Origin of the sequence: Nocardiopsis sp. EMB25 (assembly GCF_026797795.1) — a bacterium.
GTDB lineage: Bacteria > Actinomycetota > Actinomycetes > Streptosporangiales > Streptosporangiaceae > Nocardiopsis > Nocardiopsis lucentensis.
This window is the reverse complement of sequence record NZ_JAMTDN010000001.1, coordinates 4503619-4526336: the sequence shown is the minus strand read 5'-3', so window position 1 is coordinate 4526336 and position 22718 is coordinate 4503619. Positions and strand designations below refer to the sequence as shown.

Annotated in this window: 20 protein-coding genes and 1 tRNA gene; 15 read left to right on the top strand and 6 right to left on the bottom strand. The window is 71.6% G+C overall.

The features are described from left to right. Positions 1–8 precede the first annotated feature (8 nt). Positions 9–1754 (bottom strand): DUF2637 domain-containing protein, encoded by a 1746-nt coding sequence (locus KIK06_RS19745; protein ID WP_268644641.1) that lies wholly within the window; start codon positions 1752–1754, stop codon positions 9–11. 271 nt (positions 1755–2025) lie between these two features. On the opposite strand from KIK06_RS19745, the gene cysS reads away from it, so the two are divergent. From cysS to KIK06_RS19700, 9 genes are all read left to right on the top strand, one after another. Next, positions 2026–3420, top strand: a complete 1395-nt coding sequence (gene cysS / locus KIK06_RS19740; RefSeq protein ID WP_017599243.1) for a cysteine--tRNA ligase — start codon at positions 2026–2028, stop codon at positions 3418–3420. Positions 3421–3534: 114 nt separating this feature from the next. Beyond that, on the top strand, positions 3535–4494 hold the full coding sequence (gene rlmB / locus KIK06_RS19735; RefSeq protein WP_268644640.1) for a 23S rRNA (guanosine(2251)-2'-O)-methyltransferase RlmB: 960 nt from the start codon (positions 3535–3537) through the stop codon (positions 4492–4494). Between the two features lie 66 nt (positions 4495–4560). Next, positions 4561–4633: transfer RNA gene (locus KIK06_RS19730), tRNA-Thr, on the top strand. Positions 4634–5219: 586 nt separating this feature from the next. Further along, a complete protein-coding gene (locus tag KIK06_RS19725) occupies positions 5220–5996 on the top strand; it encodes a 2OG-Fe dioxygenase family protein (RefSeq protein ID WP_017599245.1) in 777 nt (258 codons plus the stop codon). 91 nt (positions 5997–6087) lie between these two features. Continuing rightward, positions 6088–7434, top strand: coding sequence for a lysine N(6)-hydroxylase/L-ornithine N(5)-oxygenase family protein (locus KIK06_RS19720; protein WP_017599246.1), 1347 nt, complete (start codon positions 6088–6090; stop codon positions 7432–7434). A gap of 53 nt (positions 7435–7487) precedes the next feature. Next, a complete protein-coding gene (locus KIK06_RS19715) occupies positions 7488–8537 on the top strand; it encodes an iron-containing redox enzyme family protein (protein WP_268644639.1) in 1050 nt (349 codons plus the stop codon). 121 nt (positions 8538–8658) lie between these two features. After that, positions 8659–9507: a transporter substrate-binding domain-containing protein gene (locus KIK06_RS19710; protein ID WP_268644638.1), complete on the top strand. Its 849-nt coding sequence runs from the start codon at positions 8659–8661 to the stop codon at positions 9505–9507. A gap of 55 nt (positions 9508–9562) precedes the next feature. Beyond that, positions 9563–10987 carry a diaminopimelate decarboxylase gene (gene lysA / locus KIK06_RS19705; protein ID WP_268644637.1) on the top strand — a complete coding sequence of 475 codons (1425 nt, stop codon included), beginning with the start codon at positions 9563–9565 and terminating at the stop codon, positions 10985–10987. 35 nt (positions 10988–11022) lie between these two features. Beyond that, entirely contained in the window at positions 11023–11412 is a 390-nt protein-coding gene (locus tag KIK06_RS19700; protein WP_268644636.1) for a hypothetical protein, read from the top strand. Positions 11413–11464: 52 nt separating this feature from the next. Here the strand turns inward: KIK06_RS19700 and KIK06_RS19695 are convergent, their stop codons facing one another. Beyond that, positions 11465–12388, bottom strand: coding sequence for a LysR family transcriptional regulator (locus KIK06_RS19695; protein WP_268644635.1), 924 nt, complete (start codon positions 12386–12388; stop codon positions 11465–11467). Between the two features lie 422 nt (positions 12389–12810). Here KIK06_RS19695 and KIK06_RS19690 point away from each other — a divergent pair, with 422 nt between their 5' ends. The 5 genes from KIK06_RS19690 (at position 12811) to KIK06_RS19670 (ending at position 17361) form a co-directional block, all read left to right on the top strand. Further along, the gene (locus tag KIK06_RS19690; RefSeq protein ID WP_017599252.1) at positions 12811–13815 is read left to right on the top strand and encodes a zinc-binding dehydrogenase; all 1005 of its coding nucleotides are present in this window, start codon (positions 12811–12813) and stop codon (positions 13813–13815) included. Between the two features lie 61 nt (positions 13816–13876). After that, entirely contained in the window at positions 13877–14746 is an 870-nt protein-coding gene (dapA, locus tag KIK06_RS19685; protein ID WP_268644634.1) for a 4-hydroxy-tetrahydrodipicolinate synthase, read from the top strand. Further along, a complete protein-coding gene (locus KIK06_RS19680) occupies positions 14746–15060 on the top strand; it encodes a hypothetical protein (RefSeq protein ID WP_268644633.1) in 315 nt (104 codons plus the stop codon). Before dapA ends, KIK06_RS19680 begins: the two co-directional genes overlap by 1 nt. Positions 15061–15289: 229 nt before the next feature. Next, complete coding sequence (locus KIK06_RS19675) at positions 15290–16411, top strand: PQQ-dependent sugar dehydrogenase (protein ID WP_268644632.1); 1122 nt, start codon at positions 15290–15292, stop codon at positions 16409–16411. A gap of 275 nt (positions 16412–16686) precedes the next feature. Continuing rightward, positions 16687–17361 carry a hypothetical protein gene (locus tag KIK06_RS19670; RefSeq protein WP_268644631.1) on the top strand — a complete coding sequence of 225 codons (675 nt, stop codon included), beginning with the start codon at positions 16687–16689 and terminating at the stop codon, positions 17359–17361. Positions 17362–17364: 3 nt separating this feature from the next. On the opposite strand, the gene KIK06_RS19665 is transcribed toward KIK06_RS19670, so the two are convergent. Together KIK06_RS19665 and fusA are read right to left on the bottom strand one after the other, a co-directional pair. Beyond that, positions 17365–18222 (bottom strand): haloalkane dehalogenase, encoded by an 858-nt coding sequence (locus KIK06_RS19665; protein WP_268644630.1) that lies wholly within the window; start codon positions 18220–18222, stop codon positions 17365–17367. Between the two features lie 199 nt (positions 18223–18421). After that, on the bottom strand, positions 18422–20512 hold the full coding sequence (gene fusA / locus KIK06_RS19660; RefSeq protein WP_268644629.1) for an elongation factor G: 2091 nt from the start codon (positions 20510–20512) through the stop codon (positions 18422–18424). 217 nt (positions 20513–20729) lie between these two features. Between fusA and KIK06_RS19655 the strand changes: the two genes are divergently transcribed. Next, entirely contained in the window at positions 20730–21224 is a 495-nt protein-coding gene (locus KIK06_RS19655) for an FBP domain-containing protein (protein ID WP_026127727.1), read from the top strand. Positions 21225–21310: 86 nt separating this feature from the next. Here KIK06_RS19655 and KIK06_RS19650 read toward each other — a convergent pair whose 3' ends face one another. Continuing rightward, positions 21311–21505 (bottom strand): DUF1918 domain-containing protein, encoded by a 195-nt coding sequence (locus KIK06_RS19650; protein ID WP_017599259.1) that lies wholly within the window; start codon positions 21503–21505, stop codon positions 21311–21313. A 148-nt stretch (positions 21506–21653) separates the two neighbouring features. Further along, positions 21654–22532 carry an alpha/beta fold hydrolase gene (locus KIK06_RS19645; protein ID WP_268646080.1) on the bottom strand — a complete coding sequence of 293 codons (879 nt, stop codon included), beginning with the start codon at positions 22530–22532 and terminating at the stop codon, positions 21654–21656. Positions 22533–22718 lie beyond the last annotated feature (186 nt).

The following is a 22718-nucleotide window of genomic DNA, read 5'->3' as shown; positions in this document are numbered from 1 at the left end:
GCGGCGCGTCAGTCCCCCGGGGGCAGCGGCTCGCTGCGCACCCGCCCGGACGGCGGCCCGGGGGTGAGGTCGGGCATCGGCGAACGGCGCGGTTTGAGGACCATCGGGCGCTTCTCCAGGGGCGGTCGGCGCCCGGCGTCGGCACGGTCCGGTGCGGTCGGCGGGTCCACGGCGCCGGGCTCGGGTTCGGGGTCCGACGCGGAGTCCTCCGTGGCCTCCGACACGAACTCCGGGTCGGGAGCCGGCTCGAACTCCGGATCCGCCGCGGGCGCGAACTCGGGGTCGGGCTCGGGGGCGGCGGCGCCCTGGGGCACGGAGCCGACCCCGAAGGCCGCGCGGACCTCCGGTCCGGTGTCGTGGTCGAGTACGGGGGTGGGCTCCGGGGCCGTGTCCGCGGCCTCCTCGGCGAAGGGGGACGGCCCGTCGTCCTCCGGAGGAGTCCACTCCGGAGGGACGTAGTCCGTGAGCGCGTCGCCCCCGAGGTCGTCGGCGGGCGGTTCCCACAGGGCGGTGTCCGGGATCGGGGAGTCCTCGGGCTCGCGATGTCCGGCCCCGGGGCCCGCTCGGAGGGGTTCCGGTCGCGCGCCGAGGGTCTCGGCGGCGTCGGGAGCCGGCTCCGGCGCCGTCGGCTCCTCGTCCCAGGCGTCCGGCTCGGCGTCCACCGCCTGCCCGGCGTCCGGTTCCCCGTCCCAGGCGTCGTCTCGGGCGCCTGGCCCGGGCACCCGAGCGGGCGGGGTCTCGGCCTCGTCGTTGGCGGGGTCTCCGGGGAGGGCGTCGTCCTCGAACCCGTCGTCGGTCCGGTCAGCGCGCGGGGAGTCGGATCCCCGGAGGTCGACCGGTGACGCGGCACCCGGAACGACCGGGACCTCCACGCTCGCCCGTTTGATGGGATTGGCCCCGGTCCGGGTGCGCCTGGGCAACGGAGCGGTGACGGACTCGGGGCGGTCGTCGGCGGAGTCCTCCGCCGGCTCGGGCTCCGGCCCGGGAGGGGCGGGGGACACGGAGACGACCTCGGAGAACTCGGAGTCCGCCCCCTCCCCGGCTTCGTCCGGCTCCGGCGGAGGAGGGGTCCGATCGCGCGGGCGCGGGTCGTCGACCGCCTCGTCCGCGGTCCCGCCGTGGTCGTGCCGCGCGGGGGCGGGCCCGAAGTCGAGCAGTCGCGTCGTCAGGTGGTGGTCGTCGTCCGGCACGGTGTCGTCGAGTTCGGACGGTGACACCGCGCGGCCGTGCAGCACCGTGGCCCGGTCGGCCGAGGGCTTGGGGCGCGGGGGCGTCGCTCGGCGCCGTCGGCGGATGTGCGCTCGGACGGTCATCCACAGCAGGAACGCGACGAGCAGCGCCGCCAACGGGGCGACCGCGACGATGACGTTGGCGACCCCCTGGTGGACGGTCTCGACCAGCCCGAGGTTGCCCAGCACCATGGCGGCCGCCGCCACGAGGATGAGCACGGGGATGAGCACGAGGTCGACCCACACGCGGTCGCGGGGGTGCGCCTCGCGCAGGACGTAGCTCACCCAGAACGCCATGAGCAGCAGGAGGGTGTAGGTCACCGGGAACACGTGGGCGAGGGGGCTGCCCTCGTGCCCGCCGTACTCCGCGAAGCGGAAGACGCCGTTGTAGGAGATGACGAGGGCGCAGGCGGCGATGAGGCCGACGAACAGCGCGCCACCGACGAGAGCACCGGCTCCCGCGCCGCGGCTCGCGGGTCGAGCGTTCCGTGTCCCTGTCTCGGGGGCTTTGTCGTAAGGGGCCATCGCAACCGCAGCGTAGTCGAGGAAGCCGCGCGAACACGAGATTCCGGCCGATCACGGCCCTCCTCCAGAGGCGCGGCGCGGGGGACGCGTCGCCCGGGCGCCCTGATGGCCGTGTGGGACGGGCTTCCGTGCCCGGAAATCTCACACCGGGTCGGCTGTAATACGGCTCATCACATATGTGCCCTGGAGCCTGTCCGGGAGACGATCGGCCCGGAGCGTGGTTGGTGGTTTGTGATCCGCGGGTGAAGGGAAAGCGGTTAGGCTTGACAACGTGAGTCTGCGCTTCTATGACACCAGTGCCCGACAGGTCCGAGACTTCGTCCCCCTCCGCGAGGGGTGTGCCTCGCTGTACCTGTGTGGTGCCACGGTGCAGGCACCACCGCACATCGGCCACATCCGCTCCGGCCTCAACTTCGACATCCTGCGCCGCTGGCTGACCCACCTCGGCTACGACGTCACGTTCTGCCGCAACGTCACCGACATCGACGACAAGATCATCAACGTCGCCGCCGCCGAGGGAGTGCCCTGGTGGAAGGTCAGTGAGCGCAACCAGCGGGCCTTCACCGAGGCCTACGACATCCTCGGCTGCCTGCCGCCCACCGTCGAGCCCCGGGCGACCGGGCACGTGCCGGAGATGATCGAGCTCATCCGCCGCCTCATCGACGCCGGCCACGCCTACGCGGCCGACGACGGCTCCGGCGACGTCTACTTCGACGTGGCCTCCTACGGCGCCTACGGCGAGCTGTCCAACCAGCGGCCGGACCAGATGGAGGACTCCGCGGAGGAGGGCCGCGGCAAGCGCGACCCCCGCGACTTCGCGCTGTGGAAGGGCGCCAAGCCGGGCGAGCCCAGCTGGGAGACCCCGTGGGGCCGGGGCCGGCCGGGCTGGCACCTGGAGTGCTCGGCGATGGCCACCAAGTACCTCGGCCCGAGCTTCGACATCCACGGCGGCGGCCTGGACCTCATCTTCCCGCACCACGAGAACGAGGTCGCCCAGTCCCGTGCCGCGGGCGACGGGTTCGCGCGTTTCTGGCTGCACAACGGGATGCTGCGGGTCGGCGGTGAGAAGATGAGCAAGTCGCTCGGCAACTCGCTGCTCATCCCGCAGATGGTCCAGAAGGTCCGTCCGGTGGAGCTGCGCTACTACCTCGGCCAGGCGCACTACCGCTCCGCGATCGACTACTCCGAGGAGGCGCTGCGGGAGGCCGCCGCCGCCTACCAGCGGATCGAGGGCTTCCTGACGCGCGCGGTCGAGGTGACCGGCGAGGTCGCGCCCGCCGAGGGCGTCCCCGCCGGGTTCGCCGCCGCGCTCGACGACGACCTCGGGGTGCCCCAGGCGCTGGCCGTGGTGCACGGCCACGTGCGCGAGGGCAACACCGCGCTGGCCGCCGGGGACAAGGACAGGGTGGCCGAGCTCGCCGCCGAGCTGCGCGCGATGCTGGGGATCCTCGGAGTGGACCCGCTCAGCGAGCAGTGGGCCGGTGGGGACGCCGGGCTGCGCGAGGTCGTCGACGCCCTGGTGGCGGTGGCCCTGGAGCAGCGGCAGGCGGCGCGGGGCCGGAAGGACTACGCCGCGGCCGACGCGATCCGCGACCAGCTCGCCGAGGCGGGCGTCGTGGTCGAGGACACGCCGCAGGGGCCCCGCTGGGACCTCAGGCGCGGATGACGCGGGCGGTGGCGCGTCGGGACTAGGCTGGAGGTTTGCCACCACTGGTGGCGAATCCGCCGGACGCCGACGCGCTTCCGGCATGCTCGCGAGACGTACGGGGAGGCGGCGGACATGCCGGCGAAGAAGAGCAAGAAGGGCCCGACCAAGGGCAGCGGGGGCAAGGGGCGGCGCTCACTCGAGGGCAAGAGCGGCACCCTGCCCGCCGAGCAGCGGCACTGGTACGAGGGCAAGCAGCGGGCCCGCGCGGCCAAACGGCCCCGACCGGCCGGTGACCAGCAGGGAGCGGCCCGGCAGCAGCGCCGCTCGGCCGACTCCGACCTGCTGGTGGGGCGCAACCCGGTCGTGGAGGCGCTGCGCGCGGGCATGCCCGCCACCCGTCTGTTCCTGGCCAACAGCCTGGACCCGGACGAGCGGGTGACCGAGGCGGCGCGCGCCGCGGGCGACCGGGGCGTCGAGATCGTCGAGGTGACCCGCGCCGAGCTGGACCGGCGGTGTGAGAGCAACGGCCAGCCCGGCGCCGCCCACCAGGGCATGGCGCTGCAGGTGCGCCCGTACCGCTACTGGGTTCCCGAGGACCTGCTGGAGAGGGCGCTGGAGTCGGACACCGCGCCGCTGATCGTCGCGCTGGACGGGGTGACCGACCCGCACAACCTCGGGGCGGTGGCGCGCTCGGCGGCCGCGTTCGACGCGCACGGCCTGATGATTCCGGAGCGCCGGTCGGCGAGCGTGAACATGACCGCGTGGAAGACCTCCGCGGGAACCCTCGCCCGGCTCCCGGTCGCGCAGGCCACGAACCTGACGCGTGCGCTGGAGGGCTTCAAGAAGGCGGGGCTGTTCGTCGTCGGACTGGACGCCGAGGGCGACACGAAGCTTCCGGACCTGGAGCTGGCGACGGGGCCGCTGGTGGTCGTCGTGGGTTCTGAGGGCAAGGGCCTGTCGCGGCTCGTGCGCGAGTCGTGCGACGTGGTGGCGAGCATCCCGATCGGCGGTGCGGAGTCGCTCAACGCGTCGGTGGCGGCGGGGGTGTCGCTGTACGAGGTCGCTCGCAGGCGCGGGCTCGAATCCGAGTAGGCCACGCGGCTCAGGAACCGGTACCATTCGGATGGACGCTCCGAGGCCTGACGGCCCCGGACGCCCGCCAGCGTAGCTCAATTGGCAGAGCAATCGCCTTGTAAGCGATAGGTTAGGGGTTCAAGTCCCCTCGCTGGCTCTTTCTATGTCTGACCTGGGGCATCTTCAGGCGGAACCACTCCGCTGACCGCCTCACCGCCTGGAGGGCGATCGCCTGTGGGCGCCGCGCGCCCGTGCCGGGGACCGCGCGACATGGCCGCCGGCCCTCTGAAGCCCCGCGTCGGCCCTGCCTTCCCCGCCCCGCGGGGCGCGCATCCGCCACCGACGAACCGCCCGCGGCCGTGGAGACGGCCCGGGTTCCGCCGCGCCCCGCGGTATGACTGTGCGTGATAAATCAATCTCCGACAGTCGCGGATTTTCTCAGGTGAACTTCGCCTGTATGCGTGGCCACGGATCGGTGCGTGTGTGTAAATCCGTGTGCTCTTCCCTGGAGATGTGCAGGTCAGAATGGGCTAAGAACTCGCCACCGGCAGGGGTAAGAAGCGCTTCATTGCTCTCAGGTGTCCGGGTGGCGTAGGAATGTCTTAGCGCAAGGTCGCACCACTTCGCAGAAGCGCGGATTCGGTACACGCAAGAATTCGCGTGATTTTCTCTCGGTGTAATGACGCCGCCGTTCGGGGCATTGTTCCGAAATTGTGGTATCGAGATCTATGGGGAGTCAGGAAATGCACATCGTCGAGGAACGTTCGGAAGTCATGACCAAGGGGTACGCGAGATATGATCTCGCGGACCAGCTCGGAGTCGCGGACGCGGACCCCCGTCTGTCGAGCCTGGTGGCGGAGTTCTCGGAGCTGCCCACCGACCCCTACGCACGGTCGGCGGGCCGGTTCAGGCGCTACTCCCGCGGCGTCATCACCCCTTGGGACAACGGGTTCAGCTGGATCCCCCCGGTCCTGAGCGACGACGAGCAGTGGGTCACCGAGTACTACCAGGGCGACCACAACCCGGAGTTCACCGGGGCGCGCCGCCAGTTCCCCGCGCTGCGCGAGAGCGCGACGGACAACCCGCTGCTGCGGGACCTGATCCTGTTCGACTTCGGCCAGACCGAGTGGAGCCCGGTCGACCTGATGGCGCCGATCCACGTGGGCGTCCACATGATCAACCTCGTTGTCGACGAGGCTGGTCAGGAGGCGGTGGCCTCCCCGAACTGCCTGCACCAGGACGGCGAGCCCTACACCTTCGCGCACCTGATGTACCGGGACAACGTGGTCGGGGGCGGGAACACCATCGCGCCGCCCCGCTGCGCCGGGATGACGCCGGGGGAGATCTCCGAGGACCTGGTGATGGCCGAGTTCGAACTGACCAAACCTCTGGAGTCCTACGGGGTCCGCGACGACAAGGTCAGCCACTACGTCGCACCGATCCGCCGCGGGGGCGACCCCAGGCCGGGCGGCCGCGCCATCCTGCTCGTCGACTTCACTCCGATGGCGCCCCGGATCTGAGGGCCCGCACCACACCCGCCCCCGGGCCGCGGGAGGTACCCGCCTGCGGCCCGTCACGGTCCACCACCAGTCGAAAAGGAAAAGGAAAAAGATGAAACCGGAAAGCGGATCCCGGGCCCGGGGGAACGAGCTCGACGTCCTGGGCGTGGGGATCGGTCCCTTCAATGTCAGTCTCGCGGCGCTGCTGGAGAAGGCGCCCGAACTGAAGACCGGATTCCTGGAGCGGAAGCAGTCGTTCGAATGGCACCCCGGCCTTCTCTTCGACGACGCCTGCCTGCAGTCCCCCTTGTACAAGGACTGCGTCACGATGGTCGACCCGACCAGCGAGTACTCTTTCCTCAACTTCCTCGCCCGTAATCACCGGCTGCACCGTTTTGTCATTGCCGAATATCCGACGGTCCTGCGGCGCGAGTTCAACCAGTACCTTCAGTGGATCTGCGGGCAACTCGACCATCTCCGTTTCGGCGCCAGTGTGGACGAGGTCACCCACGACGGGACCCGGTTCGCGGTGCGGACGTCGAACGGGACCCAGCACGCCCGGGACCTGGTCCTCGGCGTCGGCCGGGCACCCTACGTGCCCGAGGCGGCGCGACCCTTCCTGGGGGAGACGCTCTTCCACGGGTCGGAGTACCTGTTGCGTTCGTTCCCCCGGAAGGGGAAGCGGGTCGCGGTCATCGGCGGCGGCCAGACGGGGGCCGAACTCGTCAACGACCTGCTCAGCGACAAGTCGCAGTTGCCCGCGGAGGTCATCTGGGCGACCCGCAGGCACAACTTCGTTCCCTTCGACGAGTCCCCGTTCGCCAACGAGCTGTACACCCCGGGCTACACCCGCTTCTTCTACCGGGAGCCCGCCGACGAGCGCGAGCGGCTCCTGGGCGTCCAGAAGGCCTCCAGCGACGCGATCCTGCAACCGCTGCTGCAGAACATCTACCGCCGCGTCTACGAGATGGACCACTTCGAGGGCGCGCCCATGGCGACCCGTCTGCTGGTGGACCGCGAGTTCACCTTCCTCACGCCGACCCCGGACGGTTGGAGCGTCGAGGTACAGGGGCCGCACGGAACCGAGGTCTTCCTCGCCGACACGGTGATCATGGCCACCGGCTACACGTTCGAGGTGCCCCGCTTCCTCGAACCGGTCCGCGAGCACCTGCGGCTCGACGAGCGGGGCCGGTTCCAGATGAACGAGGACTTCTCCGTCCGGACCGAGGGGCTGGGCGGCGGCCGGATCTTCGCCCACAACGCCGCCGTCCACTCCCACGGGTGGACCGACCCGAACTTCGCGGCGATGGCCTGGCGCAGCGCGGTGATGACGAACGCCCTGGCGGGGCGGGAGGTCTACGACCTGAGCGCCTCGGGCACCACCGTCGCCTGGGAGGGGGCGGAGCGGCAGAGCCCCCTGCCCGTCCGCGACCGGGAAGCCGTCGCCCTCCACCAGTGAGTCCCGCACCCGCCCCCACCATCCCGACCACTCGAGCAAGGAAGCACGAGCGCATGAGCATCCAGACCGACCACACCCTCCTCGACCGGTTCGTCACCCACGGAGCCGAGCTGACCGCCCAGGACTGGAACCTGGCCGCCGCCGACTACGGGACGCGCGGGCGCCTGGCCGAGGAGGCCGACGCCCTGACGGCGCGGGCCTACGGAGACGGCGACCCGGACGCGCAGAACCGTGTCCAGGACCTCCTCGGCGCCATCTACGAGCAGGACTTCAGCATCCCGCCGGCCGAGCGCCTGGACCACGACTCCCAGCCGATCCTGCGCGACGTCGCCGCCCGACTGGAGAACGCCTTCCTCACCCACGAGGCCGCCCTCGTCCCGGAGTCGGCGCTGACCGGGTACCCGCACACCGCCAAGGAGTACGTGCGGTGGTTGGAGGACCTCGTCAACGCGCACGTGGCGAGCCGCCACGAGTTCTACACCTCCTTCGTGGAGGCGGAGGCGACGAAGGAGGACATCCGCTTCTTCATGGTTCAGGAGGGGACCCTGGACCCCCGCTTCGACGACATCCTCGCGCTCGTCCAGGTCGGCACCACCGGCGTGGAGAAGATGGAGATCGCCAAGAACTACTGGGACGAGATGGGCAACGGCGAGCACGCCGGCGTGCACACCACCATCTTCGCCAAGTCCCACACCGCCCTGGGCATCGACTCCGGCTTCATCGCGGACAACACCCTGCTGGAGGCCAAGGTCTGCGGGAACCTGTCCTCGGCGCTCGCCCTGTCCCGCCGCCACTACTACAAGGCCGCCGGGTACTTCGGCGCGACCGAGTACCTGGTTCCCCGGCGGTTCGAGTACCTGACCCGGGCCTGGAAGGAGCTCGGCCTCCCCCCGGAGGGCGTGGAGTACCACCTGCTGCACATGGAGATCGACGTCGAGCACGGCGAGAGCTGGTTCAACGAGGTGATCGGCCCGGTCGTCGAGCGGGACCCCCGGCTGGGCCGGGAGATCGCCCTCGGCGCGGTCCTGCGGCTGAACACCTCCGCCCGCTACCTCGACGCCATCGTCGACCACTGCCGGGCGTCCCGCGGGGCGTGCGGCTGAGGGCGGCCGCCCCCTCACGACCTCCCCCGCCCCTCGGAAACCCCCACCACCCCCTCGGAGCCGCGGCGGTCCGCTCCGGACCGCCGCGCCCCGCCCACGAGCGGAATTCGGAGAAGACCTGATGCTGACCCCCACACCCGCCCTACGTACGGCCTCGGCCGGGCTCGCGCTGGCCGTGCTGAGCGCCTGCGCCCCCTCCAACGCCTCCGACGCCCCCGACGCGTCCGACACCGCCGAAGAGCCGGCCACCGTGGTCGTCGGCGTGCACAGCGGCCTGCCCAGCCTCGGCTACGCCGAGGGGTCGGGGCCGCGGGGATTCGAGGTCGACGTGGCGCGCTACGTCGCCGAGCGGGTCGCCGGCCCCGACGCGCGGATCGAGTTCCGGGGCGTGCTCCCGCCGGAACGGGACACCGTGGTTCGCGACGGCGAGGTCGACATGCTCTTCGCCACCTACTCCGCGCTGCCCGAGCGCGGCGAGTTCGTGACCTTCGGCGGCCCCTACGTCACGGCGAGCCAGGACACGGTGGTCCGCGCCGAGGACACCTCGATCGACGCCCGGGAGGACCTGGCCGGAACCCGGGTGTGCAAGGTGGAGGGTTCCAACTCCTGGCGGAGGATCACCGACGACGAGGGCATCGACGTCGAGCTGGTGGACGCGGCCGACTACCCCGAGTGCCTGGACATGCTCGTCGAGGGGGAGCTCGACGTGGTCTCCACCGACGACCTGGTGCTGGCCGGGATCATCCCGGACGGGGAGAGCGACGCCTACCGGTTCGTCAACGACCCCTTCACCGAGGAGCGGTACAGCGTGGCCCTCCCCAAGGGCGACGTGGAGACCTGCCAGCTGGTGAACGAGGCGATCGAGGAGATGTACGCGGACGGCACCGCGCTCCGGCTGCTGGAGGAGTGGTTCGGCTCGACCAACCTCTCCCTCGACCGGCCCCTCCCGGAGGCCGAGACCTGTGTCTGAGACGGACCCGACCGCCGCACCCACCGACCGACCGGATCCGACAGGGGTCTGCACCATGAACCGACCGATCCACCCCGCCGAGACCCAGAGCGAGGAGCTCCTCGCCCCGACGCCTCAGGAGGAGCGCGCCCCGGGCGTGTGGCCGCGTAACGCGCACCGCTCGAACGGGGTCATGGAGATCGCGGGCCACACGGTGACCGAGCTCGCGCGCGAGTTCGGCACCCCGCTCTTCGTCCTGGACGAGGAGGACTTCCGCTCCCGGTGCCGGGAGTACGTCCGGGCCTTCCACGGCGGCGACGTCTACTACGCCGGGAAGTCCTTCCTGTGCACCGCGGTGGCCCGGTGGGTGGTCGAGGAGGGGCTCAACCTCGACGTCTGCTCCGAGGGTGAGCTGGCCGTCGCGCTGCACGCCCAGGTGCCCCCGCACAGGATCTCCATGCACGGGAACAACAAGTCCCTGGCGGAGCTGGAGCAGGCGATCGAGGTGGGCGTGGGCCGCGTCGTCGTCGACTCCTTCACCGAGATCGACCGGCTCTCCGCCCTGGCCGAGAGCCGGGGCAGGCGGCAGCGGGTCCTGGTCAGGGTGACGACCGGTGTCGAGGCGCACACGCACGAGTACATCGCGACCGCTCACGACGACCAGAAGTTCGGGTTCGCGCTGAGCACCGGCATGGCGGCCGAGGCGGTCCGCCGCGTGCTGGCCGCCCCGGGGCTGGACCTGGCCGGCCTGCACTCCCACATCGGATCCCAGGTGCTCTCCCTCGAACCGTTCGAGGTGGCGGCGGCACGACTGGTCGCCCTGCTGGGGGCGGTCAAGGACGAGCACGGAGTCGAACTGGCCGAACTGAACCTCGGGGGCGGCCGCGGCATCACGTACGTGCCGGGCGAGTTCCCCACCCCCGTGGCGAGCTTCGCCGAGGGGCTCCGGCGGGCCGTTCGGGGGGCGTGCCGTGAGCACGGGATCGCGGTGCCGCGCCTGGCCGTCGAACCGGGGCGGGCCGTCGTCGGCCCCGGCACCGTCACCCTCTACGAGGTCGGCACGGTCAAGGACGTCACCGGTGTGCGCCGGTTCGTCTCCGTGGACGGGGGGATGAGCGACAACATCCGCCCGGCCCTCTACGGCGCGCCGTACACGTGCGACCTGGTGTCGCGGGACTCGGCCGCCGCCCCCGTTCCCAGCAGGGTGGTGGGCAGCCACTGCGAGAGCGGCGACGTCCTGGTGCCGGAGGCGCGCCTGCCCGGCGACCTGGCCCCCGGGGACCTGCTCGCCGTCGCGGCCACCGGCGCGTACTGCCGCTCCATGGCCAACAACTACAACCACGCCCTACGCCCCGGCGTCGTCGCGGTCCGTGAGGGCCGGGCCAGGGCCATCGTCCGTAGGGAGACGGTCCAGGACCTCCTGCGGACCGACACCGGGGTCGGCGACGAGGAGGGGCCGGCCGTCCCGACCCACGCCCACCCCGAGCCCACGGGTCCGTGAGACCAGCGGCCGCCACAGAACGGAGAGAGGAAGCCATGTCGACCATCACGCGCGACCGGACCCACGTCGAGGGACTGGCCCCCGGGATCGCCACGCTGCTGAACAGCACCACCGTTCCGGGTCTCCTGAGCGTCTCGTGCGTCAAGAACACCATCCAGGTGGACGTCACCGAGGGCGACTTCTGCGTCCGCATCAGACCGGGCGAGGGCGGTACCGTCTCGCGCCTCTACTTCACGGCGGTGTACCGGGGCCCGCGGGAGTCGGGGCAGACCTGGTGGACGGACTGGTGCCTGGACCTCAAGGGCCGGCGCGGCGGTTCGAGCGGCGTCGGCGCGCTCATCCTGGCGGAGATCGGCAAGAGCCGGCGCAAGTTCGCCGAGATGTTGGCCGAGTCGGCCCGGCTGGAATCCCAGCCGGGAGGGTGAACGGCGGCGGCCGGTTCGCCGCGGCCCGTCCGGCCCGGCGGATCGGCCTGGTTCAGGTCTGGTCGCGGACCAGGTCCCAGGCCAGCCGTTGGATGTTCTTCAGCAGGTCGCCCAGAGGGGCGGGCTGCTTTCCGTCGACGGGCGGCCGGATCACGGCCCACACGTTGCGCGCCAGGTCGCCGTCCTTGATCGGTCTGTACTCCACCCCGGAGGGGCGGTGGACCAGGGAGAGGGCCGGCACCAGGGCGATGCCCAGGCCCGCGCCGACGAACCCGAACACGGTCGCGTAGTCGTTGCTGCGGAAGTGCGCCTGCGGTTCGAACCCCGACGCGGCGGCCCAGTTCCTGGTGGCCCGCGTGCACGGGGTCTCGTCCCGGCCCAGAATCCAGCTCTCCTCCGCCAGGTCCTCCAGGGAGATCCGCTCGTTCCCGGCGAGCGGATGCCCCTCGGGCAGCACCACGCCGATCGGCTCGCGGAGGACGAGTTCGCTGATCAACGTGGGGGTCTGGGCGAGCGGGACGTTGTCGTAGGTGTAGGTCAGGGCCACGTCCGCCAGATCCTTCTTGACGTGTTCGATCGCGTCCTCCGGTTCGGCCTCGGCGTAGCTGAGAGCCGTGTGCGGATAGTTCTCCCGATGGGCGGAGAAGGCCCGCGGGACGAGCGACCACCCGGCGCTGCCGAAGGACGAGACGCGGATGGGCCCCAGCATGGTGTTGGCCAGGGAACGCATCGTGGCCTCGGCGATATCGAGTCGGTCCAGGGCTTCCCCGGACAACTCCAGGAGAATCTCCCCCGCCCGCAGCAGTTCCATTCCCCGGGGCCCCCGGCTGAACAGACTCTGCCCTACCTGGCGTTCAAGCGCGGCGATCTGCTGGGAAACGGCTGGAGGCGTGAAGGAGAGAGCCTCGGCCGCCCGGACGATTGATCCGGTCTCGACGACTTTGGCAAATGTCCGAAGGCGTCGCTCGTCCAGCATTAAAGTTCTCCTTTTTGCTGTGGAAACCAGCGGTGACTTCCGCATTCGTGAGAGGTGCTGCAGACTTGGAGCAGTTCCCCTCAGAGGCGGGGAGAGGCCCTGCCGGGGCTCTGTGCGGTGCGTCCCTGAACCGTGCACCCGACACCACGGAGGCTTGTCGGGCTGCTCGCCGGTGGCGCTCTCCTCGCAAGGCTCCGTCGGGGATCGTATGGAGGCGGTTCATCTGTCTGGATTTCTCACTTGCTGAACTGTTGGCCGTATTTCTGAAATCAGGCGGCCACGCCTGAAGTAGCTGTGCCTCGGTCTTAAAAAACCGTTGTCCAGTGTCCATCGACGGCGAAAATCTGTCAACTAATCCGTGCTCTCCGTGATGAGGTTGGCCGGAATCGGACAGAGTCTTGCCTAAAATTCCGGGAGAGTATATGCAGGCTATTGTCACCCAGCCGCAGGACAGCGGTGTTCCGGTCCGGTTCCAGAAATGGTCGGATCCGCGGATCAACGCCGGTCACGTCCTCGTCCGCGTTCGCCGCGCCGCGCTGAACCGGAACGACGCGATGCTGGTCGACCGGCGCGCGGACCTCGGCGGTCCCCGAGTGCTCGGTTCCGACGGGGCCGGCACCGTCGTCGAGGTCGGTTCCGGGGTCCTGGAGGCGGCCCCCGGCGACGACGTCGTCATCCTTCCCTCGCTGCGGTGGGGGCCCCGCGAGGACGCTCAGGGGCCGGATTTCGAGATCCTCGGATACCCGACCGCCGGAACCCACGCCGAGTACATCCTCGTCCCCGAGGAGAACGTGTTCGTCAAGCCCCCGGAGCTCGAGTGGGACGAGGCGGCCGCCCTGCCGCTGGCCGGATTGACCGCGTGGCGCGCCCTGATCACCCGGGGCGGCCTCAAGGAGGGGGAACGCGTCCTGGTCACGGGCGCCGCGGGCGGCGTGGCGAGCTACCTCGTCCAGATCGCCGCGGCCCTGGGCGCCCAGGTGTGGGTGACGTCGGGCCGTGAGGACGCGATCCGCACGGCCGTCAAGCTCGGAGCCGTGGGAGGGGTCGTCCGCTCGGGCGACTGGCCCGGAGAGCTGGCCGCGTCCACCGGCGGGCCCTTCGACCTCGTCGTCGACTCGGCGGGCGCCTCGTGGGACGCGCTGGTGGGGCTGCTGCGCCCCGGCGGCCGCATGGTCGTCCTCGGGCGGACCGCCGACCACGGCGCCACCCTCGACGTTCACGGCGTCTTCTGGTCGCAGGTCTCCATCCTGGGCAGCTCCATGGGCGGCCCCCGGGAGTTCGCCGACCTCCTCTCCCACGTCGCCAAGCACGACTGGCGTCCCGTGGTGGACCGCGTCATCCCCATGAGCGAGCCGGTGGAGGCGTACCGGGCGCTCAACGACCCGGGGCGCTTCGGAAAGGTCGTGCTGAGTGCGCCCGACTCGTGATGTGCCGAATACCGGAGCCGCGCCCGCCGGGCGGGCCCGAAGCGTTGAGCAAGGGAGCGTCATGAACGGAATCCACGTCCCACTGGTCACCCCCTTCGCCGCGAACGGCGAGGTCGACGCGGCCTCACTGGAACGGCTCGCCCGCCACTGCCTGGAGGAGGGCGCGGCCGGGCTGGTCGCGCTCGGCACGACCGGGGAGTCGGCCATGCTCACCGCGCGGGAGCGCGAAGCCGTGCTGGAGGTGTGCCGCCGGGTCAGCGACGACCACGGCACCCCGCTCACCGTCGGAGTGAGCGGCATGGGCACGGCCACCACCGTCGAGCAGGCCCGCGAACACGACCGGTGGGCCGACCGGCTCATGGTCGTCGTCCCCTACTACCTCAGGCCCACCGACGAGGGCGTGATGACCCACTTCGAGGCGGTCGTCGACGCGGTCCGGGCACCCGTCATCGTCTACAACGTCCCTCACCGGACGGGGAAGGCGCTCACCACCGGGACGTTGGCGACGCTGCTGTCGATGGAGGGCGTCGGAGCGGTCAAGCACTGCGCCGGAGCGATCGACCAGGGGACCCTCGAACTCCTCGCCCTGGACGTGGACGCCGACGTGTTGACCGGTGACGACGCACTCATCCACCCGATGCTGGGTCTGGGGGCCGCGGGAGCCATCTCCACGACCGCCAACATCGCCCCGGGCCACTACCGGCGCCTTCACGACCTCGTCCGAGGCCAGGACACGGCGGCCGCCCTCGAGCTGCACAACGCCCTGCTGCCCCTGGTCTCCACCGTGTTCGCCGAACCCAACCCGACCGTGGTCAAGGCGGCCCTGAGCGAGATCGGCCTGATCGACGAGCCGACCGTTCGCGCCCCCCTGTGCCAGGCGGACCCCCAGCTGGTGTCCGACGCGGTCGCCGTGTTCAAGGAGCTGCCCTGATGTTCGACGTGTACTGCCCCGACTGTGGAATGACGACCCTTCTCGGCCCGCGCAGGGTCCTGGCCATGCACAACACCGAACCGGGTGTCATCACGGTGGAACTGCTCTGTTACGACGGGCACCGGGTCACCCTCGTCACCGGCAAACGGGCGGACGAGCGCGACACGGCCGCGCGGGGCGCCACCGGCGAGCCCGGGTCGGACCGCGTCGCGGACCGGGCGGAGGACGGTTCGGAGCCGGTCGGGACCGACTCCGGCGCCGCCGCCGAGCGGGACGCCGTCGCCGACGCCGCGTCGTTGCTCGACGCGCGTTGACGGCGCCGGGAGGGCGCCCCGCCGCTGCTCGGCGGCGGGGCGCCCTCCATCGTCCGCGGTCCCTCCCCCGAACCCCCGTTCCCGGCCGGTCCCGTTCGGTACGGGGACAGTGACCGGCGGCACCGCTCCGGTGACCTCCGCGCCAGTGGGTATCCCCATGGGGACCGGAGCCGCTCGCCGGACGGCGGTGAGGGGCCCGAAACGGACGCGGACCCCAGGGAGGCGAGTCATGGCGGCAGACCGGACGGCGGTCGCCCGTCGTCGCGCGGCGGTTCTGCTCGCGGTCGCGGTCACCGCCCTCGCCGCCTGCACCGCGAGCGAGGGGATCGACGGCGGTGGGACGGGTGGCGCACCCATCCGCGCACCGGACCTCGGCGACGGCGTCGAGGTGGCCAGCGGGCTCGACATCCCGTGGGGCCTGGCCTTCCTGCCGTCCGGCGACGCCCTGGTGGCGGAGCGGCACACCGGGCGGATCCTGCGGGTGTCACCCGGCGGGGCCGAGCCGGAGGAGGTGTACGAGGTGCCCGGCGTCGCGGGGCCCGAGGGGGCGGAGTCCGGATGGGAGGGCGGACTGATGGGCCTGGCGTTGTCACCGGACCACGCGGAGGACGGCTACGTCCACGCCTACCTCACGACCGAGGACGACAACCGCGTCGTTCGGTTCCGGCTTGACGGGAAGGACCCGGAGGTCGTCTTCGACGGCATCGCCAGGAACAGGTACCACGACGGCGGCCGGATCGCCTTCGGCCCGGACGGGATGCTGTACGTCGCCACCGGTGACGCGGGTCGGCCCGCCCTGGCCCAGGACCCGGACAGCCCCAACGGCAAGATCCTGCGGCTGACCCCGGAGGGGGACCCCGCACCCGGCAACCCGGACCCCGGATCCCCCGTGCACAGTCTCGGACACCGCAACGTGCAGGGCCTGGCCTGGGACGACGAGGGGCGGATGTTCGCCACCGAGTTCGGTCAGGACGCCTTCGACGAAGTCAACCTGATCGAACCGGGCCACAACTACGGCTGGCCGGAGGTGGAGGGGACCGGTGACACCGACGGGGGGCGCTTCACCAACCCCCTGATCACCTGGACCCCCGACGAGGCCTCGCCGTCCGGCGCCGCCGTCGTCGGCGACACCCTGTACGTCGCGGCGCTGCGGGGGGAGCGGCTGTGGGCCGTTCCCCTGGAGGACGGCGCGCTCGGTGAGCCGTCCCCGCGGTTGGAGGGCCGGTTCGGTCGGCTGCGCACGGTCGGAGAGGCCCCGGACGGGACGCTCTGGATCACCACCTCCAACACCGACGGCCGGGGGAACGTGCGCGAGGGCGACGACCGGATCATCCGCTTCGAGGTCGGTTAGGGCATGTATGGCGGACACTCACCCCGCTGTGCGTCGCCCCAGCACAACTGTCGCTGTGTTCTCATCAGTCGACAGGACCCCACCCTGACTCCTTCTTCGGCCTTGCGACAGCCGCACTGGATACGCCGCTCGCGACGGGCGGCATCCACCACACACGCCCCAGGGCGCCTTCCGGGAAGTGTCACGGCCGCGCGGTAGCGTTCGCGGGCGACGGCGGGCGACGGCGGGCGACGGCGGGCGACGGCGGGCGACGGCGGGCGACGGACGGGGGCGGTGTGCTCGACGAGGACGACGAGGGGCTCCCGTTCCTGTGGGAGATCGCGGCGGCCGACCCCGAGCTGTTGGCGGTCGCGGACCGCACCCGACCGGAGCGGATCGAGCGGTGGGACGTCCACGCGTACGACCGCACCGTGCTGGACCTGCACGGATACCGGATGGACGATGGGCACGCACGCTACCTGTGGGCGGTGAGCGCACCGCTGCCGGACCTGGTCGCCGCGGGGGAGCGCGCGGAGGTCGGCGGGCTGGACGAGGTGGCCGTCCCCGAGATCGGGCGGCGGGCCCTGGACCGTTTCGGGCTCCCCGGAGGCCTGTTCGCCCACCGTCTCGGGCAGGAAGGTCGTGACGGGGATCTCGGGGACGTGGGCCGCCTGGTGTACACGCACCCGTCCGGTGACGGGGAGTTCTGGGTGGAGCGCGGGACCGGCCGGGCGGCGCTGCCCTGGTCGGACCCCGCGTCCGCGGCCTGGGCGGCCTCCTCCTCGGTCGCGTTGGTGGAGATGGCCTGGCGCTGGTACTGGGTGGCCCGGATCCTCGCCGAGGAGGACGTCCACGGCGGATGGGACCACCCGGAGGCGGACGAGGCCGAGTCCGACTTCCGGGACCTGGTGCGGTGGATCGACCCGAACTCGGTCTTCGCGCAGGAGTTCCCGCTGGTTGATCTTTTGTAGCCGCTACCGGAGGCCGTGGCGGTCCGCCCACGCGGCGGTCGCCGCGCCGATGGCCTCGGGCCGGTCCTCCGGCGAGTGGTGCCCCGCCGGGCCGCAGTGCTCCCTCTCCAGGGCCGCCATGTGGGTCGCGCACCAGGCGGCCATGTCCTCGGTGACGAGCAGCGTCGGCGAGGAGTCGAAGGTCAGCAGTAGCTTCGGCACGTCGTCGCTGGCGGTGAGCCAGCCGCGGTAGCCGTCGAGCCGCTCCACCACGTCGGCCGGCCCGCCGTCCAGGGGGATGGAGCGGGCCCACGTGAGCAGCGGACGCCGGCTCTCCGGGGTCGGATAGGGAGCCCGGTAGGGTGCGATCTCCTCCTCGTCCAGCGGGTTGAGGACGCCACGGGTGAAGGCGGCGTCCACGAGTCCGTTGCCGCTGAGCGCCCTCTCCCCTCCCTCCGGGGAGCGCAGGGTCTCGAAGCGCTCGCGGGCCGGGACGCTCAGCTCCGCCCAGGACATCGGCCGGATGACGGCCTCCATGAAGGCGATGCCGCGCACCCGCCCGGGGTGGCGCGCGGCCAGGTCGAAGGCGAGGGCCCCTCCCCAGTCGTGCCCGACCAGCACCACCCGGTCCAGGTCCAGTGCGTCGAACCAGGCATCGAGGTAGCGCGCGTGGTCGGCGAACCGGTGGGCGCCGTCGGGTTTCCCGGATCGCCCCATGCCGATCAGGTCGGGGGCCAACAGGCGCCCGGGGGCGCCGAAGGCGGGCAGGACCTTCCGCCACAGGCGGGATGAGGCGGGGTTGCCGTGGAGGAACACGACGGGTGTCCCCTCCCCGGTCTCCTCGTAGTACATGGTCGAGTCGAGAACGTCGACGACGGGCATGTGGACTCCAATCGTTAGCTTCTCTAATGTTCGAATCACTAACGAAAATAGATCGTCGGGGAGACCAACGCAAGTGCCCGGATTCGACGCATGACCGCCCCGACACGCCCTCCGGCGCGGCCGACCGGGGCCGCGACGGGCCGGGCCGCCCGGAGCGCCACGCTCCGGGCGGCCCGGCCTCGGAGCCACACCCCGGGTGTCAGACCCCGGGGGCCGCCGTGCGCGCCTCGGCGTAGGAGTCGAACCCCATCGTGAAGCTCGCCCTGCCGGAGGTCCGGCCGCGCAGGTCACCCACGTAGCCGAACGTCTCCGCCATCGGCACCAGTGCCGACACCACCTTCGCGCCATACCGGTCCGACAACGCCCGCACCCGCCCCCGACGGGAGTTGAGGTCGCCGATCACATCGCCCATGTACTCCTCCGGGGTGGTGACCTCCACGGCCATCACCGGTTCGAGGAGGACCGGCTCCGCCCGGGCGGCCGCCTCCCGGAAGGCCGCCGTCCCGGCGATCCGGAACGCCAGCTCGGAGGAGTCCTCCGTGTGGAAGGCCCCGTCGAGCAGCGTCACCCGGACACCGGTCATCTCATGCTCCGAGAACACACCGGCCAGCATCGCCTGGCGGCACCCCTCCTCCACGGAGGGGACGAACTCCCTGGGCACCCGGCCCCCCGTCACCGCGTTCACGAACTCGTACCCGGACTCCAACGGCTCCAGGGCGATCCGCACGCGCGCGTACTGCCCCTTGCCGCCGGACTGCTTCCGGTGGGTGTACTCGACCCCGGACACGGACCTCCGGATCGTCTCGCGGTAGGCGACCCGGGGCCGGCCGATCCGGGCCGCCACCCGGTACTCCCGGAGCATCCGGTCGAGCTGGATCTCCAGGTGCAGCTCGCCCATTCCGCCGATGATGGTCTGGCCGCTCTCGGCGTCGGCGCGCACCCGGAAGGAGGGGTCCTCCTCCGCCAGGCGCGCGATGGCGCCGGAGAGCCGGTCCTGGTCGGCACGGGACTCGGGTTCGACCGAGACCTCGATGACCGGGTCCGGGAAGTCCATGGACTCCAGCACGACCGGATGCTCCGGATCGCACAGCGTCTGCCCGGTGGCGGTCCGCTTCAACCCCATGACGGCGACGATGTCCCCGGCACCCGCCGACGCGATCTCCTCGCGTTCGTCGGCGTGCACGCGGTAGACCTTGCCGACGCGTTCCCTCCTTCCCCGCGCGGAGTTGTGCACCCGGGCGCCCGTGTCGAGCCGTCCCGAGTACACGCGGACGAACGTGAGTCTGCCCAGGTGCGGGTCGCCGCTGATCTTGAACGCCAGGGCGGCCAGCGGCGCGTCCTCCGACGGCTCCCGCCCGACCACCGTGCCGGGATCGCCCGGAAGGTGACCGTGCACGACACCGGAGTCGACCGGGGAGGGCAGGTAGCGGACCACGGCGTCGAGCAGGGGCTGGACACCGATGTTCCGGTAGGCGCTGCCGCACAGCACCGGGGTGACCGTGGTGCCGCCGTCGACGGAGCCGAGGGTGGCGCGGCGGATCGCCGCGTGCAGTTGCTCCTCCGTGGGTTCCACGCCCCCGACGTACAGCTCCATCACCTCCTCGTCGTGCTCGGCGACCGCCTCCACCAGGCGGGCTCGCCACTGACCGGCCTCGGCGGCCAGCTCGTCCGGGAGGTCGACGACGTCGAACCGTTCGCCGTGCTCGGCCTCGGTCGACCACACGAGCGCCCGCATCCGGACGAGGTCGACCACACCGTGCAGGTCCCGTTCCGTGCCGATCGGGATCTGCAGAACCAGCGGAGCGGCGCCGAGCAGCGCGGAGATCGTGTCGACGCAGCGCGCGAAGTCGGCGCCGACGCGGTCGAGCTTGTTGACGAAGCACACGCGCGGCACTCCGTAGCGGTCGGCCTGGCGCCACACCGTCTCCGACTGCGGCTCGACACCGGCCACGCCGTCGAACACCGCGACCGCGCCGTCGAGCACCCGAAGGCACCGTTCCACCTCGACGGTGAAGTCGATGTGGCCCGGGGTGTCGATGACGTTCACGGTGTGGGTGACCCCCTCCACCGGCCAGTGGCAGGTCGTGGCGGCGGAGGTGATGGTGATGCCGTGCTCCCGCTCCTCGGGCATGAAGTCCATGGCGGTGTTCCCGTCGTGGACCTCACCGACCCGGTGGGAGACACCGGTGAGGTACAGAACGCGCTCGGTGGTGGTCGTCTTGCCCGCGTCGATGTGCGCCATGATCCCGATGTTGCGGACCGTGGCCAGTTCCGTGTGCTGGATGGCCATGGGCTGTTCCGTCCTTTCTGGGTTCGGGGTGTGGCGGCGAGCGCGCGCAAGCATGGGGACCGTCCGTACGGTCCACCGCCTGGCGGGAGCGTAGGCGGCGGACTGTGCGTGGTTCCAATGGTTTTGTGCTGTTCCGGGGTGATCCGCGCATGTGACGGCGCCGACGCGCCGAAAACCCTTTGCCCGGCGTTTGGCCAGGTTGTTAGCGTCGGTGGTCATGAAGGCTCTGACCGAGCGGGACATCCGCGGATCATTCATCAACTGCTCGAAGGGGGAGGCCCAGCGCCTGTCCCCGCCTCGGGATCTCGCGGAGCGTCCCTGGGAGCACCTGGACTTCCTCGGCTGGCGAGACCACACGGCGCACGAGCGCGCCTACCTGGTCGTCGAAGGGGAGGAGGGGCCGGTGGGGGTGGCGCTGCGCATCGTCCCCGCGCGCGACGGGTTCCGCCCGACCCTGTGCTCGCTGTGCCTGACCACCCACCGGGGCGGGGGCGTGACCCTCATGTCGGCGCCCAAGGCGGGCAAGGCCGGCCGCGAGGGGAACACGGTCGGGCTGCGCATGTGCGCGGACTTCGCCTGCTCGCTCTACATCCGGGGGCTGAGGGAGCCCGGTCCCGGGGGAGGGCGGATCGTGGAGTCGCTCACGGTCGAGGAGCAGGCCGCGCGGGCCAGGGAGAACCTCGGAGGGTTCCTGGAGAGGCTCAGGGCCTGAGGGGCGACCCCACATGAACCTCGCGGAGGGCCGGTGGGCGTCGTGCCCACCGGCCCTCCGTGTGTCCGGAGTCCCGGGACCGGGAGTCAGTCGCTCGGGAAGCGGGGCTCCACGATGGTGTTCGGCCCCGGGAAGATCAGCCGCTCCTCACCGTCTGGGAACCGCACGACGTACGGCGGCCCGTCGTTGGCGCCGCGCACGTCCACGATCCTGCCGCTGTGCTGTCCGTCGCTGCTGGCGACGCCGTGCGTGTGCACGTAGTCGCCGATCTTCGCCTTCATGCCGCCCCCGTTCGACGTCGGCCGCCCCGGCGCCGCCGCTGGCCCCGGTCACCGGCCGTAACCAGGACCTACCCGGTCCGGTGAACCGCTGAACCGTGCCGTGGCCCGACCGTCGCGGGCGCGCGAAGTGATGAGGCGCCGGTCCCGCTCAGCGCGCCAGGAGGGCCCGCAGCTCCCCGACGACCTCCGCCGGGGCCTCCTCCGCCATGAAGTGGCCGCACGAGACCGTGGCGTGGTGGAGGTCGGCGGCCCAGGCGCGCCACCGGGCGGCGGCGTCGAACCCCAGCGCCGCGCCCCAGTCCTGCTGGAGCACCGTCACCGGCATGGCCAAACGGTTCCCCGCCGCGCGGTCGTGCTCGTCGTGCTCGACGTCGACGCCGGCCGAGGCGCGGTAGTCGGCGACGATCGACGGCACCGCCGCGCGGCACGCCCGCAGGTAGGCGGCGCGGACATCGTCGGGGATCGCCTCCGGGGCGTTCGACCAGGCGTCCAGGAAGGAGCCGAAGAACGCGTCCGGGGCCGCCGAGATCATCTCCTCCGGCAGGCCGGGCGGCTGCGCCATCAGGTAGAGGTGGAACCCCACGGCGGCCGACACGCCGTGCATGACGTCCCACATGTCCAGGGTCGGCAGGACGTCCAGCGACGCCAGGTGGGTGACCGCCCCCGGATGGTCGAGCCCGGCGCGGACCGCCACGAGGGCGCCCCGGTCGTGGCCCGCCAGGGCGAACCGGTCGTGGCCGAGGGCGCGGGCGAGCGAGACGACGTCCGCCGCCATCGTGCGCTTGGCGTAGGTGTTCCCGTCGGTGTCCTCGGGTTTGTCGCTGTCTCCGTACCCGCGCAGGTCGGGGCAGATCACGGTGTGGTCGGCGGCCAGGTCGGCGGCGACGTGCCGCCACATCAGGTGGGTCTGGGGGAACCCGTGCAGCAGGACGACCGGGCCGCCCGACCCGCCGACGGCGGCGTTCAGGGCGACCCCGTCCGCCACGGGTACGCGCTGGTAGTCGAATCCGCTGATCGTCGGTTCCATCATGGCTCCTCGTGGTGTCGGCGCCGCTCGGTCCGGCGGCGTGCCACGAGCATGCTCCGGGCGGGTCAGCACCCGGTCAGCGGCGGATCAGCGCGCCGCCGGGGCGCGGGTCCCCAGGTCACGCGTGGATAGGTTGGGGGCCGTGGTCCGTACGGTGCGCGCGGCGCGGACCGGAACACGGGGCTG

Coding starts and splice junctions, on each gene's coding strand:
- KIK06_RS19745 (WP_268644641.1), bottom strand. CDS start 1,754: ATGGCCCCTTACGACAAAGCCCCCGAGACAGGGACACGGAACGCTCGA.
- rlmB (WP_268644640.1), top strand. CDS start 3,535: ATGCCGGCGAAGAAGAGCAAGAAGGGCCCGACCAAGGGCAGCGGGGGC.
- KIK06_RS19725 (WP_017599245.1), top strand. CDS start 5,220: ATGCACATCGTCGAGGAACGTTCGGAAGTCATGACCAAGGGGTACGCG.
- KIK06_RS19720 (WP_017599246.1), top strand. CDS start 6,088: ATGAAACCGGAAAGCGGATCCCGGGCCCGGGGGAACGAGCTCGACGTC.
- KIK06_RS19715 (WP_268644639.1), top strand. CDS start 7,488: ATGAGCATCCAGACCGACCACACCCTCCTCGACCGGTTCGTCACCCAC.
- KIK06_RS19710 (WP_268644638.1), top strand. CDS start 8,659: ATGCTGACCCCCACACCCGCCCTACGTACGGCCTCGGCCGGGCTCGCG.
- lysA (WP_268644637.1), top strand. CDS start 9,563: ATGAACCGACCGATCCACCCCGCCGAGACCCAGAGCGAGGAGCTCCTC.
- KIK06_RS19700 (WP_268644636.1), top strand. CDS start 11,023: ATGTCGACCATCACGCGCGACCGGACCCACGTCGAGGGACTGGCCCCC.
- KIK06_RS19695 (WP_268644635.1), bottom strand. CDS start 12,388: ATGCTGGACGAGCGACGCCTTCGGACATTTGCCAAAGTCGTCGAGACC.
- KIK06_RS19690 (WP_017599252.1), top strand. CDS start 12,811: ATGCAGGCTATTGTCACCCAGCCGCAGGACAGCGGTGTTCCGGTCCGG.
- dapA (WP_268644634.1), top strand. CDS start 13,877: ATGAACGGAATCCACGTCCCACTGGTCACCCCCTTCGCCGCGAACGGC.
- KIK06_RS19680 (WP_268644633.1), top strand. CDS start 14,746: ATGTTCGACGTGTACTGCCCCGACTGTGGAATGACGACCCTTCTCGGC.
- KIK06_RS19675 (WP_268644632.1), top strand. CDS start 15,290: ATGGCGGCAGACCGGACGGCGGTCGCCCGTCGTCGCGCGGCGGTTCTG.
- KIK06_RS19665 (WP_268644630.1), bottom strand. CDS start 18,222: ATGCCCGTCGTCGACGTTCTCGACTCGACCATGTACTACGAGGAGACC.
- fusA (WP_268644629.1), bottom strand. CDS start 20,512: ATGGCCATCCAGCACACGGAACTGGCCACGGTCCGCAACATCGGGATC.
- KIK06_RS19655 (WP_026127727.1), top strand. CDS start 20,730: ATGAAGGCTCTGACCGAGCGGGACATCCGCGGATCATTCATCAACTGC.
- KIK06_RS19650 (WP_017599259.1), bottom strand. CDS start 21,505: ATGAAGGCGAAGATCGGCGACTACGTGCACACGCACGGCGTCGCCAGC.
- KIK06_RS19645 (WP_268646080.1), bottom strand. CDS start 22,532: ATGGAACCGACGATCAGCGGATTCGACTACCAGCGCGTACCCGTGGCG.